Annotated in this window: 12 protein-coding genes; 10 read left to right on the top strand and 2 right to left on the bottom strand. The window is 62.8% G+C overall.

Annotation, left to right across the window (positions count from 1 at the left end; all coding sequences use genetic code 11):
- The first annotated feature begins 130 nt into the window (after positions 1 to 130).
- The 9 genes from IGS55_RS17905 (at position 131) to IGS55_RS17865 (ending at position 10,334) form a co-directional block, all read left to right on the top strand.
- A complete protein-coding gene (locus tag IGS55_RS17905; protein WP_034753385.1) occupies positions 131 to 733 on the top strand; it encodes a TetR/AcrR family transcriptional regulator in 603 nt (200 codons plus the stop codon).
- 78 nt (positions 734 to 811) lie between these two features.
- Positions 812 to 2,602, top strand: coding sequence for an acyl-CoA dehydrogenase C-terminal domain-containing protein (locus tag IGS55_RS17900; protein ID WP_034753387.1), 1,791 nt, complete (start codon positions 812 to 814; stop codon positions 2,600 to 2,602).
- 14 nt (positions 2,603 to 2,616) lie between these two features.
- A complete protein-coding gene (locus IGS55_RS17895) occupies positions 2,617 to 5,016 on the top strand; it encodes a 3-hydroxyacyl-CoA dehydrogenase/enoyl-CoA hydratase family protein (protein ID WP_230516723.1) in 2,400 nt (799 codons plus the stop codon).
- 62 nt (positions 5,017 to 5,078) lie between these two features.
- Entirely contained in the window at positions 5,079 to 5,525 is a 447-nt protein-coding gene (locus IGS55_RS17890; protein ID WP_230516722.1) for a PaaI family thioesterase, read from the top strand.
- Positions 5,526 to 5,594: 69 nt separating this feature from the next.
- Positions 5,595 to 6,791 (top strand): acetyl-CoA C-acyltransferase, encoded by a 1,197-nt coding sequence (locus IGS55_RS17885; protein ID WP_034753391.1) that lies wholly within the window; start codon positions 5,595 to 5,597, stop codon positions 6,789 to 6,791.
- Between the two features lie 93 nt (positions 6,792 to 6,884).
- Positions 6,885 to 7,664, top strand: coding sequence for an enoyl-CoA hydratase (locus IGS55_RS17880; protein ID WP_230516721.1), 780 nt, complete (start codon positions 6,885 to 6,887; stop codon positions 7,662 to 7,664).
- Between the two features lie 121 nt (positions 7,665 to 7,785).
- Complete coding sequence (locus tag IGS55_RS17875) at positions 7,786 to 8,388, top strand: TetR/AcrR family transcriptional regulator (protein WP_230516720.1); 603 nt, start codon at positions 7,786 to 7,788, stop codon at positions 8,386 to 8,388.
- An 82-nt stretch (positions 8,389 to 8,470) separates the two neighbouring features.
- Positions 8,471 to 9,634: an iron-containing alcohol dehydrogenase gene (locus IGS55_RS17870; protein ID WP_230516719.1), complete on the top strand. Its 1,164-nt coding sequence runs from the start codon at positions 8,471 to 8,473 to the stop codon at positions 9,632 to 9,634.
- Between the two features lie 22 nt (positions 9,635 to 9,656).
- Positions 9,657 to 10,334 (top strand): type 1 glutamine amidotransferase domain-containing protein, encoded by a 678-nt coding sequence (locus IGS55_RS17865; protein WP_230516718.1) that lies wholly within the window; start codon positions 9,657 to 9,659, stop codon positions 10,332 to 10,334.
- Between the two features lie 30 nt (positions 10,335 to 10,364).
- On the opposite strand, the gene IGS55_RS17860 is transcribed toward IGS55_RS17865, so the two are convergent.
- On the bottom strand, positions 10,365 to 10,961 hold the full coding sequence (locus IGS55_RS17860) for a TetR/AcrR family transcriptional regulator (RefSeq protein ID WP_230516717.1): 597 nt from the start codon (positions 10,959 to 10,961) through the stop codon (positions 10,365 to 10,367).
- Between the two features lie 41 nt (positions 10,962 to 11,002).
- Between IGS55_RS17860 and IGS55_RS17855 the strand changes: the two genes are divergently transcribed.
- Entirely contained in the window at positions 11,003 to 11,530 is a 528-nt protein-coding gene (locus tag IGS55_RS17855) for a dihydrofolate reductase family protein (protein ID WP_230516716.1), read from the top strand.
- Here IGS55_RS17855 and IGS55_RS17850 read toward each other — a convergent pair.
- Positions 11,527 to 12,330 (bottom strand): metallophosphoesterase family protein, encoded by an 804-nt coding sequence (locus IGS55_RS17850; protein ID WP_230516715.1) that lies wholly within the window; start codon positions 12,328 to 12,330, stop codon positions 11,527 to 11,529. The genes IGS55_RS17855 and IGS55_RS17850 overlap by 4 nt on opposite strands.
- Between the last annotated feature and the right edge of the window lie 48 nt (positions 12,331 to 12,378).

Genomic DNA, 12,378 nt, shown 5'->3' with positions numbered 1-12,378 from the left:
TACGTGGTAGTGGATAATAGTACGAGCGTTCGGATTTTTTCGAGGCGTGCTTTTTTTTACCCTCGCTTCCGTCCGCCAGATCGGCAACCTCACTTTGAGAACGGACCTCTTGAATACTTCAGTCAAATTCATGCGCAAGGGCGAACTGACCCGTGCAGCCATCCTCGACGTGGCGCTGGACCTGTCCAGCCGCGACGGACTGGAAGGCCTGACCATCGGGTTGCTTGCGGACAAAATGAACATGAGCAAGTCGGGCGTGTTTGCCCACTTTGGCTCGCGCGAAGACTTGCAGATGGAAGTGCTGAAGCTCTACCACTATCGTTTCGAGCAAGAAGTCTTTTTCCCCAGCATGAAGGAACCACGCGGCATCCAGCGCCTGCAATCGATGTTTGCGCGCTGGGTCAAGCGGGTCAGCGTGGAAATCGCTTCCGGCTGCATCTATATCAGCGGCGCCGTCGAGTATGACGACCGTCCCGGTCCCATCCGCGAGGCCCTCGTGGCCATGGTGCGGGCCTGGCAGGGCGCGCTGCTGCGCTGTGTCGAGCAATCGATCGCCACGGGCGACCTGAAAGCGGATACGGACGCCCAGCAGCTGGTGTACGAGATGTATGGCCTGATCCTGGCCCTGCATCACGACGCGCGCTTCCTGCGCGTGCCGGGCAGCATCGAACGGGCGCAAGCGGGCTTTATCCGCCTGCTGGCGTCGTACCAGAATTCCGTCACAAGCAAATAAGCCGTCAGGCAGTATCCGCAACAACGCACACGCACTTACAAGTACAACACTTTAGCTAATCGCCTTCAGGAGAAAATTATGGGTCAATACGTCGCGCCAATCCGGGATATGCAATTCGTCCTGCATGAATTCCTGCAAGTGGAAGAAGAACTGAAGCAAATGCCGTCGTACGCCGACGTCGACGCCGACATCATCAACCAGGTGCTGGAAGAGGGCGGCAAATTCACCTCCGAAGTACTGTTCCCGTTGAACCATTCCGGCGACCGCGAGGGCTGCCACCACGACCCCGTCACGAAAAGCGTGACCACGCCTAAAGGTTTTAAAGAAGCCTACAAGCAGTACGTCGAAGGCGGCTGGGCGGCACTGGCTTGCGATCCGGAATACGGCGGCCAGGGCTTGCCTGTCGTGCTGAACAATTCGTTCTATGAAATGCTGAACTCGTCGAACCAGGCCTGGTCCATGTACCCGGGCCTGTCGCACGGCGCCTACGAGTGCCTGAAGGAACACGGCACCGACCACCAGAAGGAAGTCTACCTGCCGAAACTGGTGTCGGGCGAATGGACGGGCACCATGTGCCTGACCGAACCGCATTGCGGCACCGACCTGGGCCTGCTGCGCTCGAAAGCGCTGCCTGAGGCGGACGGTTCCTGGACCATCACCGGCAACAAGATCTTCATCTCGGCCGGCGAGCACGACATGGCGGAAAACATCCTGCACCTGGTGCTGGCCCGCGTGCCGGATGCGCCGGAAGGCTCGAAAGGCATCTCGCTGTTCCTGGTGCCGAAATTCCTGCCGAACGCGGACGGCACGGTCGGCGAACGCAACCCGATCACCTGCGGCGCCATCGAAGAAAAAATGGGCATCCACGGCAATTCGACCTGCCAGATGAACCTGGACGGCGCGAAAGGCTGGATCATCGGCCAGCCGAACAAGGGTCTGAACGCCATGTTCGTCTTCATGAACGCGGCCCGTCTGGGCGTGGGCATGCAGTCGCTGGGCCTGACGGAAATCGCCTACCAGAACGCGCTGATCTACGCCAAGGACCGCACGCAAATGCGTTCGCTGTCCGGCATCAAGAACCCGGAACTGCCGGCCGACCGCATCATCGTGCATCCTGACGTGCGCCGCATGCTGCTGACGGGTAAAGCCTACGCGGAAGGCGCGCGCGCTTTCACCTCGTACGTGGCGCTGCAGATCGACCGCGAACTGCACCACCCGGACGCCGACGTGCGCAAGGAAGCGGCCGACGAAGTGGCGCTGCTGACCCCTGTCATCAAGGCCTTCATTACCGACAACGCCTGGATCGCCACCTCGGACGCGATGCAAGTGTTCGGCGGCCACGGCTACATCTCGGAATGGGGCATGGAACAGTATGTGCGCGACGCGCGCATCAACATGATCTACGAAGGCACGAACACGATCCAGTCGCTGGACCTGTTGGGCCGCAAGATCCTCGGCGACAACGGCGCCAAGCTGCGCAAGTTCGGCGAAAAGATCAAGGCTTTCGTCGAAGACAACGGCACCGATGAAGCGATGAGCGAATTCGTCACGCCACTGGGCGACCTGGGCGACAAAGTCACCAAGCTGACCATGGAAATCGGCATGAAGGCCTTCCAGAACCCTGACGAAGTGGGCGCGGCATGCGTGCCTTACCTGCGCGTCGTCGGCCACATGATCTACAGCTACCTGTTCGCGCAGATGGCCAAGATCGCCCTCGAAAAAGAATCCAGCGGCGACAAGTTCTATACCGCCAAACTGGCTACCGCACGTTTCTACTTCGCCCGCTTGCAGCCTGAGACGGCAACCCTGATCCGTCAGGCGCGTTCCGGTTCGGCCAACCTGATGGCACTCGACGCAGACCTGTTCTAAGACTTGAGGAAAATATGACCAATTTCATCGTTAAAAAAGTAGCCGTCCTCGGCGCCGGCGTGATGGGCGCGCAGATCGCCGCCCATTGCATCAACGCGAAAGTGCCGGTCGTGCTGTTCGACCTGCCGGCCAAGGAGGGTCCAAAGAATGGCATCGTGCTGCGCGCCATCGAGAACCTGAAAAAGCTGTCGCCTGCCCCGCTGGGCAACAAGGATGACGCCGCGCTGATCCAGGTGGCCAACTACGAAGACAACCTGGACCTGCTGGCCGGTTGCGACCTGATCATCGAAGCCATCGCCGAGCGCATGGACTGGAAACACGACCTGTACCAGAAGGTGGCCCCGCACATCGGCCCGAACGCGATCTTCGCCTCGAACACCTCGGGCCTGTCGATCACCAAGCTGGCCGAAGGCTTCGACGCCGACCTGAAATCGCGCTACTGCGGCGTGCACTTCTTCAACCCGCCGCGCTATATGCACCTGGTCGAGATCATCCCGACCGAGTTCACCAAGCCTGAAATCAGCGACCAGCTGGAAGGCTTTTTGACCACCACCCTGGGCAAGGGCGTGGTTCGCGCCAAGGATACGCCGAACTTCATCGCCAACCGCGTTGGCGTGTTCGGCATCCTGGCCATCGTGCACGAAGCGGAAAAATTCGGCCTGTCCGTGGACGTCGTCGATGATTTGACGGGTGCCAAGCTGGGCCGCGCCAAATCGGGCACTTTCCGTACGGCGGACGTGGTCGGCCTGGACACCATGGGCCATGTGATCAAGACCATGCAGGACTACCTGCCGAACGATCCGTTCGCCGCCGTCTACAAGACGCCGGAAGTACTGGCCAAGCTGGTGGAAAAAGGCGCGCTGGGCCAGAAGAGCGGCGCAGGCTTCTACAAGAAGGTCGGCAAGGAGATTCAACGCCTCGATTTCGCCACCGGTGAATACGTGGCCGGCGGCGCCAAGGCTGCCGACATCATCGCCCGCATCCTGAAAGAAAAGGATCCGGTCAAGAAGATGAAGGCGCTGCGCGAATCGACGAACCCGCAAGGCCAGTTCCTGTGGGCGATCTTCCGCGACGCTTTCCACTACATCGCCATCCACCTCGACACCGTGGCCGACAATGCGCGCGACATCGACTTCGCCATGCGCTGGGGCTTCGGCTGGAACGTGGGTCCGTTTGAAACGTGGCAGGCATCGAACTGGCTGCAAGTGGCCAACTGGGTCAAGGAAGACATCGACGCCGGCCACGCGCTGTGCAGCGCACCGTTGCCAGCCTGGGTCTTCGAAGGTCCGGTTGCTGAAAAAGGCGGCGTGCATACGCCGGAAGGTTCGTACTCCGCCGTGTCGAACAGCTTCGTGCCGCGTTCGACCCTGTCCGTGTATGACCGCCAGCCATTCCGCGCACCCGTCCTGGGCAGCGGCGCCATCGACGGCAAGACCGCCGGTACCACCGTCTTCGAAGACGAATCCGTGCGCGTCTGGCACACGGGCGACGACGTCCTGATCATCTCGTTCAAGACCAAGATGCACGTGATCGGCGAAGGCGTGATTAATGGACTCAAGCTCGCGCTGGCCGAAGCCGAGAAGAACTTCAAGGGTCTGGTGATCTGGCACGCCGACGCAGCCGAAGGCGGCGCGTTCTCGGCCGGCGCCGACCTGCAATCGGCCCTGCCGGCATTCATGCAAGGCGGCGTGAAAGCCGTCGATCCGATCATCGCCGAACTGCAGAACACCTTCATGTCGCTGAAATATGCGAACGTGCCGGTGATCGCCGCGGTCGCTGGCCTGGCACTGGGCGGCGGTTGCGAACTGGCCCTGCACGCATCGAAGCGCGTGGCCTCGATCGAGTCGTACATCGGCCTGGTGGAAGTGGGCGTGGGCCTGATTCCTGCCGGCGGCGGCTTGAAGGAAGCGGCGCAGCGCGCCTACAAGGAAGCCAAGGGTAACGACATCCTGCAATTCCTGAAGACGGGCTTCACCAATGCGGCCACCGCCAACGTGTCGAAGTCGGCGCTGGAAGCGAAGAAGATGGGTTACCTGAAGGAAGACGACGTGATCGTGTTCAACGCCTACGAGCTGCTGCACGTGGCCAAGGTCGAAGCGCGCGCCATGTTCGACGCCGGCTTCCGTCCAGCGCTCCCATCGCTGATCCAGGTCACGGGCCGTTACGGCTGGGGCACCATCAAGGCGCAGCTGGTCAACATGCGCGACGGCGGCTTCATTTCGGCGCACGATTTCAAGCTGGGCGAGATGATCGCCGAGATCGTATCGGGCGGCGACGTGGACCAGGGCAGCTTCGTCAGCGAACAGTGGCTGCTGGATATGGAACGTAAGGCATTCCTGGAGCTGTTGAACCATCCGAAAACCCAGGAACGGATCATGGGCATGATGCAAACCGGTAAGCCGGTACGCAACTAAGCCTGACGTCGATGACGATCCTGTCGTTGGTATTTAAAGTATTGCTGCGCGTGAGGCCAAGCATGGTGTATGACCGTATCAAACAACAGATGATGGACACCTTGCCCTTCGTGCGGCTGCTGGGGATCAGCATCGACGACATCGGCGCCGGCACCTCGAAGGTGTCGATGCCGGAAGATCCAAAACTGAATAATCACCTGGGCACGCAGCATGCGGGCGCCTTGTTTACCCTGGCCGAAACGGCTTCCGGCGCGGCCATGGCTGGCGGCTTCGCCGAGCTGATACCGGGTTTGCGCCCGGTGGCCAAGGAGTCGCGCATCCAGTACCAGAAGGTGGCCCGGGGCGCGACGCGCGCCGAAGGCCGGGTACCGGGCGACCTGGCTGCCTTGAAGGCGCAGCTGGCGCAGGATGGCAAGGTGGCGTTCCCCGTGGCAGTCGATATTTTCGACGCCGAAGGCACGCTGGCGGCACAGGTGACGGTGGACTGGTATTTGTCGCAGAAGCGATAAGAGATTACCTGAGCAGTCCCGGACATTCGACAGAACACGAACCTCGTTCAACATCTTTGAAAGCATAAAATGAGCAAACAACTTCAAGACGCGTACATCGTCTCTGCAACCCGCACCCCGATCGGCAAGGCGCCGCGCGGCATGTTCAAGAACACCCGCCCGGACGACCTGCTGGTGCGCGTGCTGCAATCGGCCCTGGCGCAAGCGCCTGGCCTCGACCCGGCTTTGATCACCGACGCCATCATCGGCTGCTCGTTCCCGGAAGCGGAGCAGGGCTTCAACATCGCGCGTAACTCGGTGCTGCTGGCCGGCTTGCCGAAAACCGTTGGCGGCGTCACCGTCAACCGTTACTGCGCTTCGGGCATCACGGCCATTGCCATGGCGGCCGACCGCATCCGCGTGGGCGAAGCCGACGTCATGATCGCCGGCGGCATCGAATCGATGTCGATGGTGCCGATGATGGGCCACCACCCATCGATGAACCTGGACATGTTCAGCGACGAAAACATCGGCATGGCTTACGGCATGGGCCTGACGGCCGAAAAAGTGGCGCAGCAATGGAAAGTGTCGCGTGAACAGCAGGACGCGTTCTCCGTTGAATCGCACCGCCGCGCCATCGCCGCGCAGCAAGCCGGTTTCTTCAAGGCTGAAACGACGCCAGTGGAAATCATCACGCGCACGCCGAACCTGGCCACCGGCCAGGTCGACGTAACGCGCCGCACCGTCGACACGGACGAAGGCGCGCGCGCCGATTCGTCGATGGAGTCGCTGGCAAAACTGAAGCCTGTGTTCGCCGCCAAGGGTTCCGTCACGGCCGCCAACAGCTCGCAGATGTCCGATGGCGCCGGCGCGCTGCTGATCGTCAGCGAAAAAATCCTGCGCGAGCACAACCTGACCCCGCTGGCGAAATTCTCCTCGTTCGCCGTGCGCGGCGTGCCGCCGGAAATCATGGGCATCGGTCCGAAATTCGCCATTCCCGCAGCATGCGCCGCCGCCGGCATCACGCAAGACCAGCTGGACTGGATCGAGCTGAACGAAGCGTTTGCCGCCCAAGCCCTGGCCGTCATCGGCGACCTGGGCCTGGACCCATCGAAGGTCAACCCGATGGGCGGCGCGATCGCCCTGGGCCACCCGCTGGGCGCCACCGGCGCCATCCGCGCCGCCACCGTGATCCACGCACTGCAGCGCACCAAGCAGAAGTACGGCATGGTCACGATGTGCGTGGGTGCCGGCATGGGCGCAGCTGGCATTTTCGAGCGCGTCTGATCTGCCGGGCGTCGTGACGTAAGAGGTCAGATTAGGTTGGTCAAACTTGGGCGCTGGGGATACCTCGGCGCCCTTTATCTTTTTGGAGACGACATGGATATTTTGTGCAGCAAGAGCGAGGGCATTCTGACCCTGGAATTCAACCGCCTGGAACGCAAGAATGCGATCACGGGCGCCATGTACCAGACCCTGGCCGATGCGCTGGTGGCGGCCGAGACCGATGATGAAGTGCGCTCCATCCTGATCTGTGGCAAGCGCGAGATTTTCACGGCCGGCAACGACCTCGATGACTTCATGAAGACGGCGCGCCCGAAAGATGGCTCGCTCGACCATGACCGCCCCGTGTTCCAGTTCATGCGCGCCCTGTACGGCAGCAGCAAGCCCGTGGTGGCGGCCGTCTCCGGCCCGGCCATCGGTATCGGCACCACCTTGCTGATGCATTGCGACCTCGTTTACGCGGCCGACAATGCCAGCTTCTCGATGCCGTTCACGCAGCTGGGCCTGTGCCCGGAATTCGGCTCCAGCCTGCTGCTCACGCAACTGGCCGGCTATCCGCGCGCGGCGGAAAAATTGATGCTGGGCGAGTCGTTCCCGGCCAGCGAAGCGCTGGAAATGGGCCTGGTCTCGAAGGTCGTGCCCCTGTACGAATTGATGACCTTCGCCCAAGGCCAGGCCGCCAAGCTGGTGGCCTTGCCAGCGGCCTCCATCCGCGCCACCAAGCGATTGATGAAGCAAAGCCGCATGGAGCCGATGAAGGCGGCCATCGCCGAGGAAAACAAACTGTTCAGCGCCATGCTGGGCGGCGCGGAGGCGAAGGAAGCGTTTACGGCCTTCTTTGAAAAGAGGAAGCCGGATTTCAAGAAGTTTGCCTGAGCTCCAGGAAGCAAACCCAAATGCGGCACTGCCGGGGTCGGACCCTCAGGGTCCGACCCCGGAATTTGCTTTCGGGTTTACTCATGCTAGACGACTGGTCTAATTGTGCTATCATGCTCGCATGAAAGCTGAATACACCGACGTGCGCCAGCACATTATCGACCAGGGCAAGGCCATCATCACGCGCAAGGGTTTTGCCGGGGTGGGGCTGAACGAGATTTTGTCGGCCGCCGACGTGCCCAAGGGCTCGTTCTACCATTACTTCAAATCCAAGGAATTGTTTGGAGAAGCGATGCTGGAAGATTACGTCACCGGCTACCTGGACGAAATGGAGCGCGTGCTGGGCCAGCCCGGCCAGAGCGCGGCGCAGGCGCTGATGGCGTATTGGGCCAGCTGGACCAGCGAAAGCCTCGATGGCAGCGGCTGTGATTGCCGCTGCCTGGTGGTCAAGCTGAGCAGCGAAGTGGCCGACATGTCGGAGCCGATGCGCGTGGCGCTGCTCGACGGCACCCACCGCATCATCGCCAGGCTGGGCCTGGCCATCGCGCGGGGCAGGGTGGACGATACGCTGCCATCGGTGGCCGACCCGGCCCAGATGGCAGCCACTTTGTACCAGCTGTGGCTGGGCGCGGCCATGCTGACCAAGCTGCGGCGCGACGCCAGCGCCTTGCAAACGGCCTGGCGGGCGACCCTGGCCATGTTGCAGCTGCCGCCGGATCAATAAGGGCGCCAGACACGCGGATGACAGACGTCCGCGTTTTTTTGAAACGCATTCTAGACGACCAGTCTAATAATAAAGGAGCAGCATGAAGAATTTTGAATTCCATAACCCGACGAAGATCGTGTTCGGCGCCGACACCGTCGCCAAATTGTCCACCCTGGTGCCGCACGATGCGCGCGTGCTGATTTTGTACGGCGGCGCCAGCGCGGAAAAGACGGGCACCCTGGCCGAAGTGCGGGCTGCTCTTGCGCTGGGCCAGCGCACGGTGCAGGAGTTTGGCGGCATCGAACCCAATCCCAGCTATGAAACCCTGATGCGCGCCGTGGCCCAGGTGCGCAATGAAAAGCTGGACTTCCTGCTGGCCGTCGGCGGCGGCTCGGTGATCGACGGCACCAAGTTCGTCGCCGCCGCCGCCCTGTACGACGGCGAGCCGTGGGAAATCGCCGAGCGCGGCGGCGCCGATGTGCAGCGCGCCTTGCCGTTCGGCACGGTGCTGACCTTGCCTGCCACGGGATCGGAAATGAACAGCGGCGGCGTGGTGACGAAAAAAGCCACGCATGCCAAGTTGAGTTTTCGCAACCCGCTGCTGTACCCGCAGTTTTCCATACTCGACCCGAGCAAAACGTTTACCTTGCCGGCCACGCAGGTGGCCAACGGACTGGTCGACGCCTTTGTCCATACCACGGAGCAGTATCTGACCTATCCGGTGCAGGCGAAGGTGCAGGACCGCTTTGCCGAAGGCTTGCTGCAGACGCTCGTCGAGATCGCGCCGCAGGCGGTCGCTTCGCCCGACGATTACGCGACTCGCGCCAACCTGATGTGGACGGCCACCCTGGCCCTGAATGGCCTGATCGGCGCGGGCGTGCCGCAGGACTGGGCCACCCACATGATCGGCCACGAACTGACGGCCCTGTACGACATCGACCATGCGCGCACCCTGGCCCTGGTGCTGCCGGCCCTGCTGGACGTACAGCGCGAGCAGAAACGCGGCAAATTGCTACAGTATGGTGAACGTGTCTGGAACATCACCAGCGGCAGCGACGACGAGCGCATAGCCGCCGCCATCGCCCGCACGCGCGCCTTCTTTGAAAGCCTGGGCATCCCGACGCGTTTGTCGGCCTATCGGCTGGGCCAGGAAGCGGTGGAAGCGGTACTGACGCAACTGGAAGCACATGGCATGACCTCCCTCGGCGAACACCGCGATATCGACCTCGCGCGCAGCCGCCGTATCCTCGAAGCAGCACTGTAACCCTGACATAAAAGGACACAACATGAACATCCTGATGGTACTGACCTCGCACGACCAACTCGGTAACACCGGCAAGAAAACCGGCTTCTGGCTGGAAGAATTCGCCGCGCCCTACTATGCCTTGCAGGAAGCGGGCGCCAAGCTGACAGTGGTCTCGCCCAACGGCGGCCAGCCGCCGCTGGACCCGAAAAGCGACGAGCCGGATTCGCAAACGGACGCCACGCGCCGCTTCAAGCAGGACGCCGATGCGCAAGCCGTGCTGGCCAACACGGGCAAGCTGGCCGACGTAAGGGCAGCCGACTTCGATGCCGTGTTTTACCCGGGCGGCCATGGCCCGCTGTGGGACCTGGCCGAAGACCCGCACTCGATCGCGCTGATCGAGCAGATGATCGCCGCCGGCAAACCTGTCGCCGCCGTCTGCCACGCGCCCGGCGTGCTGCGCCACGTGAAGGCAGCTGATGGCACCCCGCTGGTGCGCGGCAAGCAGGTGACGGGCTTTACGAATACAGAGGAAGACGCCGTCGGCTTGACGGCCATCGTGCCTTTCCTCGTCGAGGATATGCTCAAGCAAAACGGCGGCGTCTACTCGAAGCTGGCCGACTGGCAGCCGTACGCCGTCACCGATGGCTTGCTGGTCACGGGCCAGAATCCCGCGTCGTCGGAAGCGGCCGCGCAGGCGCTGCTCAAGCTGCTGGGCTGATGCCAGGGTAGTGCGTCCGGCCGCTGGTCGTCACACAGCAGTGTGCCTGGCGGCCATGCCCGCCAGGACCAGGCCGACCGAGGCGTGCCATTGCGTCTCGCTGGCCGGCCTGCCCGCCAGCGCATAGCCGTGCAGGAAATCGACGAGCGTATCGCGCCCGCGCAGCCGGGTGTTCTTGTCCAACTCGAGACCGTCGAGGGCCTGCTCAAACAGCGCCGTAAACCGCTCGGCCACGTCGGCTTGCTCCGCCAGCCCGCGCGCCATCAGGCGCACGAAATACGGCGTGGCGCTGACCAGTTCCAGGTACAGCGCGCATAGCGCCAGCAGGCGCCGCTGCGGCCCCTGGCGTGGTGTAAACGGTGGCTGGCGCGGATCGAGCGCGGCAAAACGCTGCGCCATCAAGGCCAGCAATAATTCCTCTTTCCCCGCATAGTAGTGATACACGGCCATGGCATCGACGCCCAGGCTTTGCGCCAGCGCGCGCATGGAAAAAGCGTCGCCTTTTTCTTCCAGCAGGGCCAGGGCCGCCTGCAGGATGGCAGCGTTGTCCAGAGTGGGCGTGGTGCGGCGCGGACGCCCGGCGCGGCGCACGGGAGATTCCAGGTCTTGAAGTTTTTGGGTTTTCATGGGCATAATTCTACACTGTAGAATTAAATCAAGGAGCACCCATGCAAAAACCTTTTGTCAGTGTTTTTCTCGGCATCAGCCTCGATGGCTGCATCGCGGGAGAGAATGGCGACCTGTCCTGGCTGGCCGAACTGGCGCCCGACTCGCCCGAGGCCACCGGCTATACGGCCTTGATGGAGCAGGTCGATACCTTGCTGATCGGCCGCACCACGTATGACGCCGTGCTGGGTTTTGAACCATGGCCGTATGCGGGCAAGCGCGTGGTGGTCCTCAGCCACCGCGACTTCGCGCCGCGCCATGGCGAGCGGCGCCGCGAAGGCAGCGTGCGGGAAGTGCTGGAGGGACTGGCGGAGGAGGGTTGCCGCCACGTGTATCTCGATGGCGGTGCCGTCATCCGCGCCGGCTTGCGCGAAGGCGTCATCGACAGCCTGACTTTGTCCGTGCTGCCCGTGGTGCTGGGCAAGGGCGTGCGCCTGTTCGAGGACGGCTTGCCGCGCAGCGACTGGCGCCTGGACGGGACGCGCCAGCTGCCCAGCGGCGTGGTGCAGCTGCGCTATCGGAAAAATTAGCCCGCGCTGGCGATGTCGACGATAAAGCCGGGATCGTAGCGTTCATTTTCCGGCGTGCCGTCGGGTCGCTTGTAACCGCAGGGGTTGCACACGACGCGGCAACCCTGGACGCGGTAGTCGAGCGAAGCGTGCATGTGGCCATGCACCCACAGGTCGGCCTGCGCCACCAGATCGTCCAGCTGCGAGGCGAAGGCGGGCGAGCCCAGGTTCGTCGCGTATTGCTCTTCCACCGACAGCATTGAGGGCGCCATGTGCGTGATGACGACCGTCTTGCCATCGAAGGATTGCGCCAGCCGCCGTTCCAGCCAGGCGCGGTGCTGCGCGTGCAGCTGCGCCGTGTCGCTGGCGCACAGCAGGCGCGGCGTGTCGCCGCCCGTGCTGATGCGCTTGTAGTCGGGCATGTAGCTTTGTGCCGCAACCATGGCTTCTTCCTGGCGCTCCTCGCCGAACAGCAGAAAATCCGTCCACAGCGTGATGCCGAGGAAGCGCACGCCGCCGAGCGTCACGGCGTCGCCGTCGAGCAGGCGGATGTTCGCGCCCTGCGCGTTCGCGTCGGCGCAGGCGTCGCGCACGGCGTCCTGCATGTGCTCGAGCTGGTGGCCATAGCCTTCGTGGTTGCCGTGCACGTACAGCACGGGCAGGGCGCCGAAGGTGCGCGCGGCCCAGGCGATGGCATTGCTGCCCGTGTCGATGTCGCCGGCCAGGATCACCACGTCGGGTCGGCAGGCGGCAAGGTCGATGGCGGGGGTGTCGTCACCCCAGACTTCCAGGTGCAGGTCGGACAGGATCAGCAGACGCATGGCGATAGGGGAGCAGTGACTGGGCCTCCATCGTAGCGCAAGTCGCCG

The sequence above is a fragment of the Janthinobacterium sp. EB271-G4-3-2 genome, assembly GCF_020858035.1.
Taxonomy (GTDB): domain Bacteria; phylum Pseudomonadota; class Gammaproteobacteria; order Burkholderiales; family Burkholderiaceae_D; genus Janthinobacterium; species Janthinobacterium aestuarii.
This window is presented reverse-complemented; position numbering and strand designations above follow the sequence as displayed.

What these genes read in the sequence shown, in the direction of transcription:
- IGS55_RS17905 (WP_034753385.1), top strand. Translation starts at nt 131, where the DNA reads ATGCGCAAGGGCGAACTGACCCGTGCAGCCATCCTCGACGTGGCGCTG.
- IGS55_RS17900 (WP_034753387.1), top strand. Translation starts at nt 812, where the DNA reads ATGGGTCAATACGTCGCGCCAATCCGGGATATGCAATTCGTCCTGCAT.
- IGS55_RS17895 (WP_230516723.1), top strand. Translation starts at nt 2,617, where the DNA reads ATGACCAATTTCATCGTTAAAAAAGTAGCCGTCCTCGGCGCCGGCGTG.
- IGS55_RS17890 (WP_230516722.1), top strand. Translation starts at nt 5,079, where the DNA reads ATGGTGTATGACCGTATCAAACAACAGATGATGGACACCTTGCCCTTC.
- IGS55_RS17885 (WP_034753391.1), top strand. Translation starts at nt 5,595, where the DNA reads ATGAGCAAACAACTTCAAGACGCGTACATCGTCTCTGCAACCCGCACC.
- IGS55_RS17880 (WP_230516721.1), top strand. Translation starts at nt 6,885, where the DNA reads ATGGATATTTTGTGCAGCAAGAGCGAGGGCATTCTGACCCTGGAATTC.
- IGS55_RS17875 (WP_230516720.1), top strand. Translation starts at nt 7,786, where the DNA reads ATGAAAGCTGAATACACCGACGTGCGCCAGCACATTATCGACCAGGGC.
- IGS55_RS17870 (WP_230516719.1), top strand. Translation starts at nt 8,471, where the DNA reads ATGAAGAATTTTGAATTCCATAACCCGACGAAGATCGTGTTCGGCGCC.
- IGS55_RS17865 (WP_230516718.1), top strand. Translation starts at nt 9,657, where the DNA reads ATGAACATCCTGATGGTACTGACCTCGCACGACCAACTCGGTAACACC.
- IGS55_RS17860 (WP_230516717.1), bottom strand. Translation starts at nt 10,961, where the DNA reads ATGAAAACCCAAAAACTTCAAGACCTGGAATCTCCCGTGCGCCGCGCC.
- IGS55_RS17855 (WP_230516716.1), top strand. Translation starts at nt 11,003, where the DNA reads ATGCAAAAACCTTTTGTCAGTGTTTTTCTCGGCATCAGCCTCGATGGC.
- IGS55_RS17850 (WP_230516715.1), bottom strand. Translation starts at nt 12,330, where the DNA reads ATGCGTCTGCTGATCCTGTCCGACCTGCACCTGGAAGTCTGGGGTGAC.